Origin of the sequence: Leisingera sp. NJS201 (genome assembly GCF_004535885.1) — a bacterium.
Taxonomy (GTDB): Bacteria; Pseudomonadota; Alphaproteobacteria; order Rhodobacterales; family Rhodobacteraceae; genus Leisingera.
The window spans coordinates 2447639-2464906 of the sequence record NZ_CP038234.1; the positions used below are offsets into that span (position 1 = coordinate 2447639).

General features: G+C 58.5%; 14 protein-coding genes and 5 pseudogenes. 11 read left to right on the top strand and 8 right to left on the bottom strand.

Annotation, left to right across the window (positions count from 1 at the left end; translation table 11 throughout):
• Window positions 1-51 precede the first annotated feature (51 nt).
• From ETW23_RS12085 to ETW23_RS12105, 5 genes and pseudogenes are all read left to right on the top strand, one after another.
• Complete coding sequence (locus ETW23_RS12085; RefSeq protein WP_134830124.1) at window positions 52-906, top strand: DUF692 family multinuclear iron-containing protein; 855 nt, start codon at window positions 52-54, stop codon at window positions 904-906.
• Window positions 903-1657: pseudogene (locus ETW23_RS12090) on the top strand (DUF2063 domain-containing protein). The gene ETW23_RS12085 and the pseudogene ETW23_RS12090 overlap by 4 nt, the downstream one beginning before the upstream one ends.
• A gap of 4 nt (window positions 1658-1661) precedes the next feature.
• A complete protein-coding gene (locus ETW23_RS12095) occupies window positions 1662-2225 on the top strand; it encodes a DoxX family protein (protein WP_134830125.1) in 564 nt (187 codons plus the stop codon).
• Between the two features lie 578 nt (window positions 2226-2803).
• A pseudogene (locus ETW23_RS12100) lies at window positions 2804-4104 on the top strand (IS3 family transposase).
• A 64-nt stretch (window positions 4105-4168) separates the two neighbouring features.
• Window positions 4169-4885, top strand: a complete 717-nt coding sequence (locus ETW23_RS12105; protein ID WP_134830126.1) for a hypothetical protein — start codon at window positions 4169-4171, stop codon at window positions 4883-4885.
• A 460-nt stretch (window positions 4886-5345) separates the two neighbouring features.
• Here the strand turns inward: ETW23_RS12105 and ETW23_RS12110 are convergent, their stop codons facing one another.
• Both ETW23_RS12110 and ETW23_RS12115 read right to left on the bottom strand, forming a co-directional pair.
• Entirely contained in the window at window positions 5346-5714 is a 369-nt protein-coding gene (locus ETW23_RS12110; protein ID WP_129371288.1) for a hypothetical protein, read from the bottom strand.
• 42 nt (window positions 5715-5756) lie between these two features.
• Complete coding sequence (locus tag ETW23_RS12115) at window positions 5757-6074, bottom strand: arsenate reductase family protein (RefSeq protein WP_129371289.1); 318 nt, start codon at window positions 6072-6074, stop codon at window positions 5757-5759.
• Between the two features lie 188 nt (window positions 6075-6262).
• On the opposite strand from ETW23_RS12115, the gene ETW23_RS12120 reads away from it, so the two are divergent.
• Complete coding sequence (locus ETW23_RS12120) at window positions 6263-6469, top strand: cold-shock protein (protein ID WP_027259410.1); 207 nt, start codon at window positions 6263-6265, stop codon at window positions 6467-6469.
• Between the two features lie 55 nt (window positions 6470-6524).
• Here ETW23_RS12120 and ETW23_RS12125 read toward each other — a convergent pair whose 3' ends face one another.
• Window positions 6525-7004 (bottom strand): dihydrofolate reductase, encoded by a 480-nt coding sequence (locus ETW23_RS12125; RefSeq protein WP_134830127.1) that lies wholly within the window; start codon window positions 7002-7004, stop codon window positions 6525-6527.
• Between the two features lie 798 nt (window positions 7005-7802).
• On the opposite strand from ETW23_RS12125, the gene ETW23_RS12130 reads away from it, so the two are divergent.
• Entirely contained in the window at window positions 7803-8273 is a 471-nt protein-coding gene (locus ETW23_RS12130; RefSeq protein WP_134830128.1) for a hypothetical protein, read from the top strand.
• Here the strand turns inward: ETW23_RS12130 and ETW23_RS12135 are convergent.
• Window positions 8270-9441, bottom strand: a protein-coding gene (locus tag ETW23_RS12135) for an IS3 family transposase (RefSeq protein ID WP_134830129.1) whose coding sequence is annotated in 2 segments (ribosomal slippage) — window positions 8270-9198 and window positions 9198-9441 — 1173 coding nt in all. Because the reading frame shifts where the segments join, the coding sequence is not laid out codon by codon here. The two genes, ETW23_RS12130 and ETW23_RS12135, sit on opposite strands and share 4 nt — an antisense overlap.
• Window positions 9442-9643: 202 nt before the next feature.
• Between ETW23_RS12135 and ETW23_RS12140 the strand changes: the two genes are divergently transcribed.
• Together ETW23_RS12140 and ETW23_RS12145 are read left to right on the top strand one after the other, a co-directional pair.
• On the top strand, window positions 9644-10189 hold the full coding sequence (locus ETW23_RS12140; protein WP_134830130.1) for an AAA family ATPase: 546 nt from the start codon (window positions 9644-9646) through the stop codon (window positions 10187-10189).
• A gap of 81 nt (window positions 10190-10270) precedes the next feature.
• Window positions 10271-11060 (top strand): annotated as a pseudogene (locus ETW23_RS12145) (IS5 family transposase).
• 1 nt (window position 11061) lies between these two features.
• Here the strand turns inward: ETW23_RS12145 and ETW23_RS12150 are convergent.
• The 4 genes and pseudogenes from ETW23_RS12150 to ETW23_RS12165 all read right to left on the bottom strand — a co-directional run bounded on the left by ETW23_RS12150 (window position 11062) and on the right by ETW23_RS12165 (window position 14608).
• Window positions 11062-12362 (bottom strand): annotated as a pseudogene (locus ETW23_RS12150) (IS3 family transposase).
• A 261-nt stretch (window positions 12363-12623) separates the two neighbouring features.
• On the bottom strand, window positions 12624-13520 hold the full coding sequence (gene thyA / locus ETW23_RS12155; protein WP_134830131.1) for a thymidylate synthase: 897 nt from the start codon (window positions 13518-13520) through the stop codon (window positions 12624-12626).
• Window positions 13521-13621: 101 nt separating this feature from the next.
• A pseudogene (gene thyA / locus ETW23_RS12160) lies at window positions 13622-14312 on the bottom strand (thymidylate synthase); the annotation flags it as partial.
• A gap of 77 nt (window positions 14313-14389) precedes the next feature.
• Window positions 14390-14608 (bottom strand): hypothetical protein, encoded by a 219-nt coding sequence (locus ETW23_RS12165; RefSeq protein ID WP_134830132.1) that lies wholly within the window; start codon window positions 14606-14608, stop codon window positions 14390-14392.
• A 143-nt stretch (window positions 14609-14751) separates the two neighbouring features.
• On the opposite strand from ETW23_RS12165, the gene ETW23_RS12170 reads away from it, so the two are divergent.
• The gene (locus tag ETW23_RS12170; RefSeq protein ID WP_134830133.1) at window positions 14752-15798 is read left to right on the top strand and encodes a hypothetical protein; all 1047 of its coding nucleotides are present in this window, start codon (window positions 14752-14754) and stop codon (window positions 15796-15798) included.
• A gap of 221 nt (window positions 15799-16019) precedes the next feature.
• Window positions 16020-17207 carry a surface lipoprotein assembly modifier gene (locus tag ETW23_RS12175; protein WP_134830134.1) on the top strand — a complete coding sequence of 396 codons (1188 nt, stop codon included), beginning with the start codon at window positions 16020-16022 and terminating at the stop codon, window positions 17205-17207.
• The last annotated feature ends 61 nt before the right edge of the window (window positions 17208-17268 follow it).

Below are 17268 nucleotides of genomic sequence, written 5' to 3' on the forward strand. Positions count from 1 at the left end.
GGGCGGGAGTGTGAATTCCCGCCCTTTTTGCACCCGGAAACAGGATTTTCCATGCTTGACGCTGCTGCACATAACAGGCTGCCCGCCGCCCCCGGCGTTGGCTACAAGCCGCAGCATTTCGCCCAGATCACAACGGATCCGGGCGCCGTCAAATGGCTGGAAATCCACGCGGAAAACTACATGGGGGACGGCGGCCGCCCGATTGCGCAGCTGCGCCACCTATCGGAACATTTTGCCATGTCAGTGCATGGCGTGGGTCTTTCCATCGGCGGCGAAGGACCGCTGGACGCAGACCATCTGGCCCGGCTCAAACATCTGGTCTCTTGGCTGAACCCCGCCAGCTTCTCCGAGCATCTGGCATGGTCCACACACAACTGCCATTTCTACAACGACCTGCTGCCGCTGCCCTATACGGACGCCAGCCTGCAGCGGATCTGCGATCACATCGGCCAAGTGCAGGACACCATCGGGCGGCGAATGCTGCTCGAAAACCCCTCCAGCTATCTCGCCTTTACTGAGAGCACCTGGTCCGAGCCGGAGTTTCTGGCCGAAATCTCCCGCCGCACCGGCTGCGGGCTGCTGCTGGATGTGAACAACGTCTTTGTCTCGGCCACCAATCTCGACTTTTCGCCGCAGGGCTATATCGACGCCTTTCCGCTGGACAAGGTGGGTGAAATCCACCTCGGCGGCCATGACGAGGATCAGGACGAGCACGGCCATCCTCTGCTGATTGACAGCCATGGCGCCGAGGTAGTGGACCCGGTCTGGGCGCTCCTCGACTACACCCTCGCCAAATCCGGCCCCAAACCGGTGCTGATCGAATGGGACAACGATGTGCCGGACTGGCCGGTGCTGGCAGCCGAGGCCGCCCGCGCCGCAACCGCGCTGGAGCGCATCCCGGCATGAGTGTTTCCCAGGCAGATTTCACCCGCGCCATGATGGATGCGGGCCAGCAGGTGCCGGAAGGGCTGGTGGACCATCAGGCCCAGCCTGCCGGGCGCCGTTTCAGCGTTTACCGAAACAATATTGCTGTCTCACTGACCGAAGCCATGCACAGCGCCTTCCCGGTGATTGCCAAGCTTTTGGGCAAACAGAACATGGACGGGCTGGCCGGTATCTACCTGCGCCAGCATCCGCCGTCGTCGCCGCTGATGATGTTCTATGGCGACCATTTCCCCGCCTTCCTGGAGGGCATGGAGCAACTAAAGCACCTTGGTTATCTGGGGGATGTGGCCCGGTTGGAACTGGCCCTGCGCCGCGCCTACCACGCCGCGGATGCCGTGCCCGTTCCACCCGAGGACCTTGGCGCCTTGACGCCCGAGGACCTGATGAACACGCGCGTGGCCCTGGCCCCCGCGGTGCAGCTTCTGCGCTCGCCCTGGCCCATTCATGGCCTCTGGCAATACAATACCGAAGACGGCGCCCCCAAGCCGCAAGCCCAGGCGCAGGATGTGCTGATCACCCGCCCTGAATTTGATCCCATTCCCCAGCTCCTGCCGCCTGCGGGCGCACACTGGATCCGCGCCCTGGCGGGGGCGCCAGCATCGGCGAAGCCTTGGAACAGGCCGCCGCCGAAGACGAAACATTCGACCTGGGTGCCACGCTGACCCTGCTGTTGCAGGGCGGCGCGATCACAGGACTGGACAGCAAAGGGTAAGACCATGCACGCACTTGTCTCCATTCACAACGCAGTTTTCGACCTGGTGGAAAAGGCCGGCGACTGGCTGATGCCGCTCGCGGCGCGTTTTGTCTTCGCCTCCACACTGCTGCTGTATTACTGGAATTCCGGCCTGACCAAACTGGGTGACGGCATCCTTGGCCTGTTCAGCCCCTCGATCGGTGCCTACAGCCAGATCTTTCCGAAACAGCTGGAAGCTGCGGGCTATGACGTCTCGCAATTCGGCCTGTTCCAGAAACTGGTGGTGCTTGCAGGCACCTATGCCGAATTCATCCTGCCGCTGATGATCGTGATAGGCCTGGCCACGCGCCTGGCGTCTTTCGGCATGATCGGTTTTATCATCGTTCAGTCCTTGACCGACATCGTCGGCCACGGCGCCACCGACGACAAGACACTTGGCGCCCTGTTCGACCGCTTCCCGGATGCCGTGATCCTGGACCAGCGGCTGTTCTGGATCTTCGTGCTGACCTATCTGGTGGTGAAAGGCGCAGGCGCCCTGTCGGTGGATGCGCTGCTGCGCCGCCGGATGGAGCCCGCAATCGCCTGACCCCGCCCTGACAGGAAAAAGGCGCCCTGCCCCCGGCAGCGACGTATTCCGCCCTGTAGGAGGCAAAGGCATGAAGCCCTGCCGTTGCGATACGGCAGGGCTTTGTTTGTTCCACATTTTGACCGGCGTGCGATCCGGATCTCGCCATAGTTTTTGAGAACGGTCGTTCCTCAATTTCCCTATTTCGGAAGACGGCCAATGTTGTCGTTGAGCAATCCTGTCGGCGTGCACCTCGTCCACAATCCTTGCAGAGGGCCGAAGAGCGCGCGTTTTACAGTCTCGGCGGAGCATGCTCGGCAACAGCATCGCCGCGAGAACCTCCGGATTTTTACCGAGTTGGTGAACAACGCCAGCCTAACGTCTATCCAACGAAAACTGTCACTGAAGGATGATCTGAATTAGTCTCGAAGTGATCTGACACCGCCCCTGTGGCGGAGTTACAGGCCAGATTGAGAGCGGCCGGCGCGGTCGTGGCAACTCAACTAATGCCCGTGCACAGCCACGCAAAGACTATCGTCGCAGTGATCCTCCCCCACTGAAGTGGTCCGCCCGGATAGTCAGGAAACGGAGGATCGAATATGGGAATGAAGCGACACAAGCCGGAAGAGATTGTCACGAAGTTACGGCAGGTTGAGGTGCTATGCGGCCAAGGGATGCCGCGTGTTGATGCCATCCGCCAGGTGCAGATAACCGAGCAGACGGTTTACCGCTGGCGTAAGCAATATGGCGGCATGGGACCCGAGCAACTGACAGAACTCAAACGGCTCCAGAAAGAGAATGATCGCTTGCGCCGAGCCGTGTCCGACCTGACGCTGGACAAGCTGATCCTATCGGAGGCCGCACGGGGAGTGATGGCCGTCTAGGAATTGATCCTGTGGATCAATTCAGGCCTGAACGGGCGGAGCCCCTGAGCCCTTCGCGTCGCCGTGCTTGCATTGACCATGTGCAAAGTCAGCTCCACATCTCAGAGCGGCGGGCCTGCCGAGTGTTGCGTCAGAATCGTTCGACGCAGCGCAAAGCTCCGAGGGGCCGTGCCGATGAAGACCGGCTGGTTGCCGACATGATTGAATTGACCAGGCAATATGGCCGCTACGGTTATCGCCGGATTGCGGCTTTGCTGCGAGATGCGGGCTGCCCCCTCCCGGCAGATTGCTTCGCAATCGCCTGCCGGGCAACGGGTGAACGACAAGCGTGTTGAACGCCGATGGAGGCGTGAGGGGCTTAAAGTGCCAATGAAGCAGCCCAAGAAAGGGCGGCTCTGGCTGAACCCTCTCGGGACATTGCTTCGCAATGCCCTGCCGGGCAGTGGACGGTTCATGCATTCGATTACGGCCAGAGTATCGCAACCATGTCTGGTCGTATGACGCTCGCCATTGTCACTCGGACCAATGGCGTTCCCAATGGCTCGATGCATCATCGAACCGATGATGGGAAAGCGTTCCGAACGCTCAACATCCTGGATGAACACAGCCGGGAATGTCTGGCGATCCGGGTGAAGCGCAAGCTGAACTCGACCGAGGTCATCGACGCGCTTACCGACCTGTTCATCCTGCGCGGCGTGCCTGCGTACATTCGGTCAGATAATGGCCCGGAGTTCATAGCTCAGGCCGTTCGGGCCTGGATCGCAGCGGCCGGTGCCAGAACGGTCTACATCGAGCCCGGCTCGCCTTGGGAGAACGGATACTGCGCGAGCTTCAACGCCCGCCTCAGGGATGAACTGCTGAACGGGGAGGTCTTCTACAGCCTGCGAGAGGCGCAAATTCTGATTGAAAAATGGAGGAAGCACTACAACACGAAACGACCACATAGTGCCCTGGGCTACCGCCCACCGGCCCCGGAAACCATCGTCCCGATGGAACCCAGGCCAATCATGCACTAACATTCAAACTGGACCACTTAAGTGGGGCTGATCAGCAGACGACGGGGTCGATGGCGCTCGTGCATTGCTGGGGTCCTGCAACTGGCTTCAATCACCATTTCACACCCTCGAGCTGCCGATCGAGCTGCGCGACGGCGCTGTCGCCAGCTGCCTCGATCTTTTCGGGGCCATCACAGCCGCGGTGCCATCGTCCCGCGACTCGCGCGAGGCCATGCAAGCCAAGCGGGCAGCTTTAAGGTCGAAGCCTATTCGGCTACTCGAACCTGCGCCGACCTTAGACGCGATCCCCGAAAGCCTTCGAAATCTCGCCGCACCCAATCACCTGCCGCTGCTCCGCCGCGCCGCTCATGATGCGGGTGAACGCCTTGCCGTGATGACGCATCGAATGGGGTCGCAGATGATCCAGAACGCCTTTGATCCAGTGCAGTTGGTGTCTGAGCGTATTTCGGCCGTTCAGGCGCTTTTTTCGGTGCGCTCAGGCAAGGTAAAGAAGCGCGATGTGCGCGCCGCAGGGGAGATGGCCGGCGTGCGCCTCGATCTTAGAAACGTCCAAAGCAAGAATGCCATGCTCCACGGCATGGCTCTGCTCTGGGATAATGACGACAACGTGGTGACGGGCTTCAATTGGGGTTCGCAGACCGCCTTGGAAGACAAGCCGCTCGACGAGATCGGCCTCCACCTGCACGGAAAAGGGGTTGCGGATCTTTTGCAGACGGTTCTCGACAAGCGCGTTCTTGCCAACACTGTCAGTTCAAGTGCAAGCGGAGTGCGGACCTCGTAGCGATATCAGCGAAAGGCAGACTGCCCTTGTGTGTGCAGCACCAGGAGGCATGGCCGGGTGGCGTGTGCCCAAGGCCAGTTCGAGAAGCTGACTGTCGGACACCGCACCTGACTTCTGACGCGCGAGTTTCAGCAGCATTGGGTTCACCCGGCCCGAAAGGATCAGGAGGGCATCCCCAGACAACCTATAGAGGCGGAGGTCTGGAGAGTTTCGAGATCCGAAAAGCCGTCTGCGGCACCCTCGAAGGCGGCGAACAGGCTTTCAAGCAGCGAGCTTGCCGCATTCGAACAATACTCGAAAAATAGAACTTTCAATGCCTTGGAAACACGACGTTTCCAAGGCACCAGTAACGCATGAGAAAACAAGCTCTAACACACATGCGGGGTGTCCCGTGAACTCCTGCAACACGGAATGCGTCGCCCCGGCAGCGGCGCCCTTTTTCATTTGACAGCGGCGAACCTTAGAAATGCGCCTTGGGTTCATCCGGCTTCCCGGCTGCCAGCGCCATCAAACCGGCCGCCGCGGCAAAGCTAAGCGGGAAGATAGTAAAAACGTTCAGGCCGAACCCTGCATACATTCCCGCAGCTGATCCCAGCAGCAGGACTCCGCCCCACAATGCCCGCGCCCGCGCCATCGCACCGCCGGCAATCGCCAGAAGCGGCGACAGCACCGCCAGAAGCCGCAGCTGCTCCACGTTAACAACTTGTTCAGCCAGCCCTTCGATCTCGCCGAAATGCTCCACCGCCGCAGTGTAGCCATAGCCGAAAAAACCCACGATCATGCCGAAAACACCGGCGATGATCCCCAATACCAGGGCTGCGTTGCGCATGTTGCCTCTCCCTAAACTGACGATAACGACATAGGCAGCTGTTTAAGATCCGCCAAGAGCCGCTTGCACGTTCTGATCCCAGCCCAGGAATAATTCCCCGTCCCGGTCGATCAGCGGCCGTTTCATCAGTGCAGGATGTTCACGCAACAGGGCCAGCGGTTCGCTTGCCCGATCCTGCTCGCTCAAACCACGCCACGTGGCAGACCGCGTATTGACCAGTTTCGCACCAAATTGTGCATAGGCCGCCTCCAGCAGCCCTTCTGGCATGCCGCTTGTGCGGATATCGATCAGAGTTGATTTTTCAATACTCTTCAAAGCCTTACGGCAGGTATCGCAGTTTTTCAGCCCGTAGATTTTCATACATCCTCCATCCTCCCCGGGAGCCTCACACAATTTATGGTAGAATGCGCCGGTTTCTCTTGATTTTCGAGCAGCCCGTGTAAAACTTAAAGTTGTCCGGTCTTGCCTCACTCGCCTCAGATAACGGGACGGGCCGGATGTCTTGGGAAGCCTCAAGGCGACGTGCAAAGTAGAAGGAGACGCGGCAAATGCCAAGTGGCACCGTGAAGTGGTTCAACACCACCAAAGGGTATGGGTTTATTGAACCTGATCAAGGCGGCAAGGATGTGTTTGTGCACATCTCCGCGGTGGAACGGTCGGGCATGGCCGGCCTCGCCGACAATATGAAGGTCGGCTACGAGCTGTCCGAAGGCCGCGATGGCCGCCAAATGGCCGCAGAGCTGAAAGAGCTTTGACCGATTAATCTGCACTGCGCCCGGGATCAGACTGGGCGCAGGCAAAGGCAGCCCGTCAGGCCCGCCGCAGATACTCAGCCATCACACAGGCCGGATCGCTGCCGCGCAGAACCGTTTCCCCGGCCTTGGCCCATTCGTCTGCCTGAAACTCCGGAAAAAAGGCATCTGCATCCTTGATGGTCAGATCCACTTCGGTGACAAGCAGCCGGTCGGCCATGTCCAGCATGCCGCGGTAAATACCTTCGCCGCCAATGCCATAGACCCGGCGGTAGCCCTGCGCATAGGCCTCCTGCACCGCCGCCCCGATCGACGGCAGCACAATCTCTGCCGCCTGCGGGTTGGACGACACCACCAGATTAAGCCGGTTCTTCAGCGGTTTCACCGGCAGGCTGTCCCAGGTATTGCGGCCCATAATGATGGCGCCGCCCAGGGTCTCGCGCTGAAACGCTTTCAGATCCTCAGGCGCAAACCACGGGATATCATTGTCCTTGCCAATGGCCCCGTTGCGCGCCCGCGCAGCGATCAGAGTAATCATAAGTGTCTTCCTTGCTGTTCAGAGTGCAACCGGTGCCTTGACGTCCGGACCGGGATCATAGTTCAGAATTCACCGGCGGTGAAATCGAAGAATGCGCCGGCCTGCCGCTTGACCGGCAAATGATGCATGTTCTGAACGGTTTTCCGGTCTCCCTCGAATTGGCTATTGCCGCCATAGCCCCATAACGGCCTGCGCTGGTCCGCTCTTCCTCTGAAGGATGCCTGCCACGGCCCGCACCCTGTCTGTCGGCCCTTCCAGCGCCCTGGCCGCCTGGTTCTGATCAAACCGGGCTTTTGCGTGTATGCGTTTCATAGCCGCCGGTTTTTGCACAACAGGCGCGGCTGGCGAGGGAAAGGGCGGATTGGCTGGTGCGGCCTGTGCTGGATTGCTGCCGGTTGATGCCGGTTCGGCGGAATACATCCGGGGCCGGGCAGCCGCAGCTGCACAAAAGGTTCTAGTTGGCGGGGAGGCCGGATGCTGACACAGTTTCGCGCTCCTTTATACAAGCAGCCTGCATCCCGCATAAAAACCGTCACCTGGATCCGAAGCTGGAACCGGGCATTACCACCAAGTTTGTGCTGCTGGCAGATGCCAAGGTTACCGGGCCTAACACCAGGATCCTCCAGCTGAGCGCACCGTCTCCGTCGTATTGGTCTGCAAATCTGACCGACCCCTCCGGCGCCAGCATTCCCAAGGCCGCGGCGGAAACCTCGGACAGGTATTTTGAGGCGGCACGGTCGTCCGGCTGGATATTGCCAACACCGCCAACCGGTCGTCATCGCGCAGGTCATTCAGGCGATGCTTTCTGAAACCAGCTTGATTGCCGGGCTGAACGGCCAGGACAAGGGCACCTCCCGGAGCAGCGATGCAACACGCACTGCCGACCTGCAATTGCATCAGAAACCCTGGACTGGCAATCCTAACGGGATCTGCACGATGCAGTATTTTGGCCCGGGCCTGCCGGCCCGGATTTTTCTTCCAAGGAGCCGTCGGCTTGCTTGGTTATTTTCTCCGCTGCACCTGTCATGGGGCGACCCTGCCAGCACGATGCTGGGGCCACGGGCAACGCTTGCCATCAAGGCCGAGTTTGCCGAGCGGCTGGGGCTGGATCAGCCGATGCCGGTGCAGATCGTGAAATACCTGGGTGCGGTGGCCCAAGGCGATCTGGGCACCGATCTGCGCAGCCGCCGCCCTGTCAGCGAAGTGCTGATGGCGCATCTTCCGCATTGGACCTGTCCCGTTTTCGTGCCGCGCCAAGTGCTCGTTTAGGCCACTTTCCGTTCGAACGCGACCGGGCTTTTCCAACCCAATGCTGAGTGCCGTCGGCGCGGATTGTAGAAGCCATTGATGTACTGGAAGATGGCCATTTCAGCGTCTCGGCGCGTTGGCCATGACCTGCGCCAGATCAACTCTGCTTTGATTGTTTTGAAGAAGGTTTCGACAGCAGAGTTGTCATAGCAATTTCCCTTACCACTCATCGACACCCGGAACCCATGCTGGCGCAGAAGTTTCTGATAGTCGTGGGAACAATATTGGCTGCCGCGATCCGTGTGGTGAATGCATCCTTTGGGTGGCTGCCGCAACGCCACAGCCATCTTCAATGCCCGGATGGCCAGGTCACGCTTCATCCGATTGCTTAACGCCCACCCGATTACGCGCCGTGAATGCAGGTCCAAGATCACAGCAAGATACAACCATCCCTCTCGGGTCCACACGTAACTGATGTCACCAGCCCATTTCTGGTTGGGTTTGTCTGCTGAGAAGTTCCGGTTCAAAAGGTCGGGTGCGATATTGAAAGCGGGGTTGCTGCCCCCCCTCTCGGCAGATTGCGTTGCAATCGCCTGCCGGGCAATGGCCGTCACCTTGTATTTTCTCGACCGTTCAACACGAATGCCATTCTCACGCATCAAACGGCCAACACGCCGATGCCCGGCATTCAAACCGAGTTCCTTTAGTTCCCCGGTCATTCGTGGACGGCCATAGTTGCCCAGACTGAGACGGGACTGTTCTTTGATGCGGGCCAAGACAACCATGCCGGTTCGTTGCCTTTGGCCCGCTGGTCGGCTGCGACAGGCACGCAGGCCGCGAACACTATCGTCCAGCACCTCACACATCCTCTTGGCGCAAAAGGCGGATCGGTGTTCTTCGATGAACCTGAACCTCATGGCTTTAGGCCCGCAAAGAACTGCGTTGCCTTTTTTAAGATCTCCCTCTCCTCCTTGAGAATGCGGTTTTCCCGTCGAAGCCGTTCATTCTCACGTGCAAGATCAAGGTCCTTGTCGGACACAGCATCCGTGTCGCGGTGCGCTAAAACCCACTTATTCAAAGTCGATAGACCAACGCCCAGATCAGATGCCACCTGCTTGCGTGTCAGTCCGCTCGTCAGCGCGATTCGCACCGCATCTGCGCGGAACTCGTCCGTTCGTTTCAAGCCCATAGTTCGTCTCCTTTGCTGCAATAAATGCTATCAAAGGAGCGGCATCAAACCGCGACACGTTCAGTAGCCATGCAGACGCTTTGTGACGCCGTTTTGGCTGAAGTACAGTTCCACGAAGCAGACGAAACCAAAGCTTGTTTCCACTTAAGATCATTCCGTACTATCGAAAGTATTAGAGAACGGTAGCCACTGCAGTGGCCGGATGACAGATATGGCGAAATCACCGCTCGAATTGACATTGCTGGAAACAAAACTTAGCCCGCCAAGAGCTGGGCAGGTCGAGGTTCCGCGCGCTCCCGTGGCTGAGTTCAACGTCCCGCGCACCAACAAGTCATTCTGTGTTGTGGCCAGTGCCGGTTCGGGTAAGTCCACATTTCTGCGTCAGCTTTACGATGCACTCGAGAGTGAAGGTCACCGCTGCGGTTGGCTGAACCTGGATACACGCGACAACGCTCCCACCAGGCTTGTCCCGTATTTGTTTAATGCCGTAGGAAGGCTGTTGCCAGGAGGTGATGCCGGTCAAGCACCTGTTGATTTTGAATACCTGGGTTCGCTTGAACTCGCTTTTAGCAATCTTGAAGTACTGGTCGAACAGCTTGGACCGAATTGTGTCCTATTTATGGACGACTTTCATTTCATCAAGAATCCTCAAGTCCTTGAACAAATGAATTATCTTCTCGATGCGTGTGACGTGCACCTGCGATTGATGCTGGGTGGGCGGGAACTGCCATTGATCAGCCCTACTTAAGTGGTCCAGTTTGAATGTTAGGCGGTGTTGACAAAAGGGATTCACAACGCACCGCAGGCGTGATTCAAGCTGGTATCTTCGATGGAGACCAGCTTGGCACGAGATCTGATGACGGATGAGGAATGGGCGTTTTTTTTGAACACTTCATCCTCGCTATCCGCGCTGCAAACGGGCGCAAACCGGCCAACCACCGCCTTGTTCTGGATGGGATTTTCTGGATATCCAGAACCGGGTCCCCGTGGCGGGACCTACCTGAGGAGTTCGGCAAATGGTCCAGCGTTTACCGCCAGTTCAGGCGCTGGACCCTGGCAGGGCTTTGGGAGGATATCCTGGATGCCCTGAACCAGAGCAGAGCCGTCCCCGACGCCCTGCAAATGGTTGATAGCACCGTGATCCGCGCGCACCACCAAGCCGCTGGCGCAAAAGGGGGACTCCGGAACAGGGTTTTGGCCGCTCAAGAGGTGGGTTTTCGACCAAGATCCACCTCCGCGTCAACGCGCACGGGTTGCCAATGAGAACCGAGATCACGCCGGGGCAAACGTCAGATTACCTTGGCTTTGATCTTGTCATGGCTGACAACCTGCCCGAGCCGAAAGTGCTGCTGGCAGATCGTGGATATGACGCTGATCGCATTCGGGAAAACATGAACGAGCGCATTATCCAGCCGCAAATCCCGATGCGAAAGACCCGCAAGATGCGTGTTGGAGTGGATCATACGCTTTACCGGCTGCGCAATATGGTCGAACGGTGCTTCAACAAGCTCAAGAACGCGCGCCGTGTCGCAACCCGTTATGACAAAACTGCTGAGAGTTTTCTGGGTTTCATCGACATCACGTCAATCCGCCTATGGTTCCGCCATTTGTCAACATGACCTAGTGCATGATTGGCCTGGGTTTCATCGGGACGATGGTTTCCGGGGCCGGTGGGCGGTAGCCCAGGGCACTATGTGGTCGTTTCGTGTTGTAGTGCTTCCTCCATTTTTCAATCAGAATTTGCGCCTCTCGCAGGCTGTAGAAGACCTCCCCGTTCAGCAGTTCATCCCTGAGGCGGGCGTTGAAGCTCGCGCAGTATCCGTTCTCCCAAGGCGAGCCGGGCTCGATGTAGACCGTTCTGGCACCGGCCGCTGCGATCCAGGCCCGAACGGCCTGAGCTATGAACTCCGGGCCATTATCTGACCGAATGTACGCAGGCACGCCGCGCAGGATGAACAGGTCGGTAAGCGCGTCGATGACCTCGGTCGAGTTCAGCTTGCGCTTCACCCGGATCGCCAGACATTCCCGGCTGTGTTCATCCAGGATGTTGAGCGTTCGGAACGCTTTCCCATCATCGGTTCGATGATGCATCGAGCCATTGGGAACGCCATTGGTCCGAGTGACAATGGCGAGCGTCATACGACCAGACATGGTTGCGATACTCTGGCCGTAATCGAATGCATGAACCGTCCACTGCCCGGCAGGGCATTGCGAAGCAATGTCCCGAGAGGGTTCAGCCAGAGCCGCCCTTTCTTGGGCTGCTTCATTGGCACTTTAAGCCCCTCACGCCTCCATCGGCGTTCAACACGCTTGTCGTTCACCCGTTGCCCGGCAGGCGATTGCGAAGCAATCTGCCGGGAGGGGGCAGCCCGCATCTCGCAGCAAAGCCGCAATCCGGCGATAACCGTAGCGGCCATATTGCCTGGTCAATTCAATCATGTCGGCAACCAGCCGGTCTTCATCGGCACGGCCCCTCGGAGCTTTGCGCTGCGTCGAACGATTCTGACGCAACACTCGGCAGGCCCGCCGCTCTGAGATGTGGAGCTGACTTTGCACATGGTCAATGCAAGCACGGCGACGCGAAGGGCTCAGGGGCTCCGCCCGTTCAGGCCTGAATTGATCCACAGGATCAATTCCTAGACGGCCATCACTCCCCGTGCGGCCTCCGATAGGATCAGCTTGTCCAGCGTCAGGTCGGACACGGCTCGGCGCAAGCGATCATTCTCTTTCTGGAGCCGTTTGAGTTCTTTCAGTTGCTCGGGTTCCATGCCGCCATATTGCTTACGCCAGCGGTAAACCGTCTGCTCGGTTATCTGCACCTGGCGGATGGCATCAACACGCGGCATCCCTTGGCCGCATAGCACCTCAACCTGCCGTAACTTCGTGACAATCTCTTCCGGCTTGTGTCGCTTTATTCCCATATTCGATCCTCCGTTTCCTGACTATACGGGCGGACCACTTCAGTGGGGGAGGATCAATTCCTGTCAGCAAGCGCCCTCCCGGCGTTAGTCATTTACTGGTTATGAAACCTGACCCCAGGGCTGATTTTGCCACCTCGTGACTCTACAACACAGCCGGACTGATAATCCGCCTCAAAAACGGCTCGAACATCTTCTTCGGATAGTCTGCCGTGCGAACCCTCAAACTTTCTCGAGAAACCAGCCTCTGCAGACATTCTAAGCCTACACCGCCACTTCAGCCTTTATGTGGGGATGGGGATCGTATCCCTCCACTTTAAAGTCCTCAATCTGATAGTCGTCAATACTAGCAGCGCGCCTAGTCAGAGAAATTTTGGGCAAGGGACGAGGTTCGCGCTTCAGCTGCTCGCGGGCCTGTTCAATATGATTGAGATATAAATGCACATCACCACCAAACCAGACCAGTTCGCCCGGTTGAAGATCCGCCTGTTGCGCAAGCATGAGCAGGAGTGCTGAAGCCCCTACGTAGTTGAAGGCGGCGCCCAGCAGCAAATCGACTGACCTCTGGAATAAAATGCAATCCAACCGCCCATCAGACGTCACATGGTACTGGTATACCATATGACAAGGCGGCAATGCCATCTCTCCTAGTTCGGCGACATTCCAGCCATGAAAGAGCATGCGGCGGCTTGCCGGAGTTTCCCGCAGCGACCGGATCAGCATCTCAATCTGGTCATGCTCACGCCCGTCAGCCCCCATCCAGCGCCGCCACTGTTTCCCATAGACGGGACCGAGTTCACCCCATTGAGCTGCAAAGCTATCGTCTTGAACAACCCTTCGCTCAAATTCCTCTTGCGTTACTTGCTCACCGGTCTCGCGGCGATAGACTGCAAGCGGCCAATCTGTCCAAATCCGTACATTTTCCCGCAGTAGTGGCTGAATGTTCGTTCCACCAGTTAAGAACCAGAGCATTTCCTTGATGGCGGTCTTCCAATAGACGCGCTTGGTCGTCAGAATCGGCGCACTTCCATCCGACAGGTCAAACCGGACCATCGCGCCGAACAGTGACCGCGTTCCAACGCCGGTTCTATCAATGCGTTCGTCCCCGCGCTCTAGAACCTGCTCCATCAGGTCCAGATACTGATACTCCGGATGCCGCATAACTCTGCCTCCACAAACGTTTCTTTACCGCCGCCAGCTAATAACTGCGGCCACTTTCCTCAATCATAATGCAAAGCGCGCGCGGGTTACAGCTCATTCGGCCACAATAGCGCTATTAAGCCACGGTTGCGCGCAAGGGCCTGAAAAAGCTCAACAACAAGCGGGTCGCGACCTCCGCTATGCCGGAAAAGAACGGCGCCCCAGCAGCAAATCGGCCGATCTCTGGAACAAATGGCAATTCAGGCGCCCGTCAGAGGTCACGTGATACTGATAGACCATATCACATGGCGGCAGCGCCATTTCTCCCAGTTCTGCAACGCTCCAGCCGTGAATCAGCAGACGCCGGCTCGCAGGGGGTTCGCGCAGCGAGGGGATCAGCGTCCCGATCTGGTCATGTTCGCGGCCATCTGACCCCATCCAGCGCCGCCACTGTTTCCCGTTTACAGGGCCAAGCCCCCATCAGGCGGCAAAGCCGTCGTCCCCGGTAATTCTGCGCTCAAAGTCCTGTTGCGTGATGCCTTCGCCTGTCTCGCGGCGAAAGGCCGCCAGCAGCCAACCTGTCCAGATCCGCACATTTTCCCGCAGCAGCGGCTTAATATTGGTGCCCCTGGTCAGAAACCAGAGCATCTCCTTGATTGCGGTTTTCCAAAAGACGCGCTTGGTCGTCAGAATAGGCGCAGTGCCATCCGACAGATCAAAGCGAACCATGGCTTCGAACAGCGAGCAGGTGCCGATCCCTGTTCTGTCAACCCGATCGTCCCCGTATTCAAGGACTCGTTCGATCAGGTCCAGATACTGTTATTCCGGGTGCCGCATGCCTCTGTCTCCACATCTTTTGCTATCAACAAAAACTTGCGCAGCAGGCCTTTTCAATCATAATGAATAACACGTGCCAGGCGATAGCTCATTCTTCTGTCCCAAGAACGTTCCACAACGTTTTGTGAAACAGAAAGCCGCGGCACCAGCCCAGATACCGATGCATGGCTGCTTGCCTCGATTTGCACCCGGAATTCACGCCCCGGCATATCGGCTGCGCCATCAAGCGCCAAGATCAAAAACACCTCCGCGCCGTTCCTTTCATACAACATATGCGCAGCCTGGCTTGAATTGGAGCTACATGCAGGTAGCGTATCCGCCACGGTTGCGTCCAAATGCCAACGGCTCAATTGACAACAGGCCAGCCTGGACCGAAGGTGGCGCAAAACGATAAAACATATTGAGGTACAGGCAGATGAGGCGCTATTGGCTGGGGCTCGCGGTTGTCACCGCGCTGTCCGCATGCGGCGGGGGCAATCCCTTTGTTACCGAAGACGAAACCGGCACGGATCCCGGAACTGATCCCGACACCGGCACGCCGATCACCCGTGACGGCATTCCTCCGGGAACCGCGTCTCCGACTCCGGATCAGGCCATCTTCCGGTCTGAACCAACAGAGGCAGACGGCGGTGAACTCGGCGATGGCTATGCTTCCGGCATTGCGTATAACGCCGGTGATGACACTTTTACCGTCGACAACCTCGGCTTTGATGGCGACAACACCTATGCCCGCGGGTCCGCCGTCAGCAGCCTCGGTCCTTTTGCGGTCTATGAAGCGGACGCGCAGTTCCCCGATATTGTTGATGGCGATGTCATCAACCAGTTCACCCATCGTGCGATTTACGGCGTCAGCACCTCTGGAAACAGCCAGTTTGCGATTGTCCGCACCGGCGCCTATGTCGACTATGGCTTCGGCGGTTTTGTCTACCAGCGCGACAACAGCGTCACCCTGCCGGATACCGGCCAGGCAGTGTATCAAGGCTCCCTTGCCGGAGTCCGCGACTTCAAAGGCTCGGGCGGCCTGGAATACACCACCGGCGACATCGAAATCGCGATCGACTTTGATGACTTCAACGACAGCACCGGCCAGCGCGGCGATGCGATTTCCGGCAGAATCAGCAACCGTTTGATCTTTGACACCAACGGCACCCATATCACCGATCAGGTCCTGAACCGCATCAATACCGAAAACTCCCTCAGCCTGTCCGAGATTCCGACTCTGACCTTTGACGTCGGACCCGGCAATCTGGACGACAACGGGGAAATCCTCGGCAGTTTGAAAAGCTATTATGCTGACGCCAACGGGATCACTCAGGTCTATGAAAGCGGCAACTATTATGCCCTGGTATCCGGTGACAACGCCGAGGAAATCACCGGTATTGTTGTTGTGAAGAACACCCTGGACCCGGCTGGCACCGAAGTGCGGGAAACCGGCGGCTTCATCGTTTACAACAACGAATGATCCCCGATGCCTGCTTTGCATAAAGGCTGGCGCGGGCGCGTTCTGGCGGCATTGCTGATGGCAATGCCGCCGCTTGCGCTGGTGGCCTCCCCGGCCAGGAGACCGCAACCCCGGATCAAGTCCGCGAAGCTGCTGCTGTTGCGCTGAAGCAGGGCCGGAATGCGCAGGCCTACAGTTTTTCCGAGGCGCTGTTGCACCGGGATCCGCAGGACCGTCTGGCCTTGCTGATCAAATCCCGGTCTGCACGCTCATTGGGAGAGTTCCGCGACGCCCGCCTTTCCGCACGGCAGGCCTGGAAACTGGCCGAAAGTGACAGCCAGAAATATGCCGCCTCGATGGTGATGGCACAGGCGCTGTCCTCCGGCGGCCAGAAAACGCTGGCCAAATTCTGGCTGCGCCGCGCCGTCCAGCACGCCCCTAACAGGCATCTGGAAAGGGTCGCCATCCGCGACTTCCGCTATGTGCGCGCCGCCAGTCCCTGGTTGCACCGGTTTTCCTTTTCAGTTGCACCGGAATCCAATATCAACAACGGATCTTCGGAACGCTCCTCCTTCCTGAACTATGCGCTGACAGAAGTCCTCCTTGGCGGGCCAGCGGAATTTCAGCTCGGCGGCAGCCAGCGTGCGCTTTCCGGCATCGAATACTCCTTCAACTCCCGCTCCCGCTTCCGGTTCCGCGAAACCCCGACCCGCGCCCATGACCTGACAGTTGCCGTCGATCTGCGCACATATACCCTCTCTTCCGAGGCCAAGGCGCAGGCGCCCGACGCCAAGGGCAGCGATTTCAGCTACGCCTCCTATGCGCTTGGCTATGCGCATAAGGGTCTGAATTTCGACCGGAAAGGAGAGTATCGGCTTTCCGGTCAGGCCGGGCAAAGCTGGTACGGCGGCGACGAATACACCCGTTTCATCCGGCTGTCCGCCGGCCAAAGCTACAAGCTGGAGCGCCAGCGCAGGGTCAATGCCCGGCTGTCCACAGAACGGCAGTTCGGCGTTATGACCAGCGATCAGGATACCTGGCGCGGCGATCTCTCCTACAGCTTCCGGCTCGGCAGCGGCGCAACTCTGTGGAGCGGCCTGACCCTGGCACAGGCCAGCGCCAGCACCGCGTCAAACGAGTTTTCCGAGGCCGGCCTCAGCACCCAGCTCACCCTGGCCAAGCCGGTGCTTGGCGCTACGGTCCTCTTCGGCCTGTCTGCGCGCGACCGCGACTATGACGTCTCCCGCCACAGCCCCGACGGGCGGCAGGACCGCAAATACAGCGCTGATGTCTCTCTTCTTTTCAGGGACATTGATTATTACGGCTTCAATCCCACCCTGCGCCTGTCCGCCTCCAAGAACGACAGCAACATCGGGCTTTATGAATCGCACCGCTTCGGGGTGAACTTCGGCATCCAATCGGCTTTCTGATCCCGGTTCCTCGACTTCCCGCAGCCGCACGTTAGGCTGCTGCGGAAACCGACGCACAAAG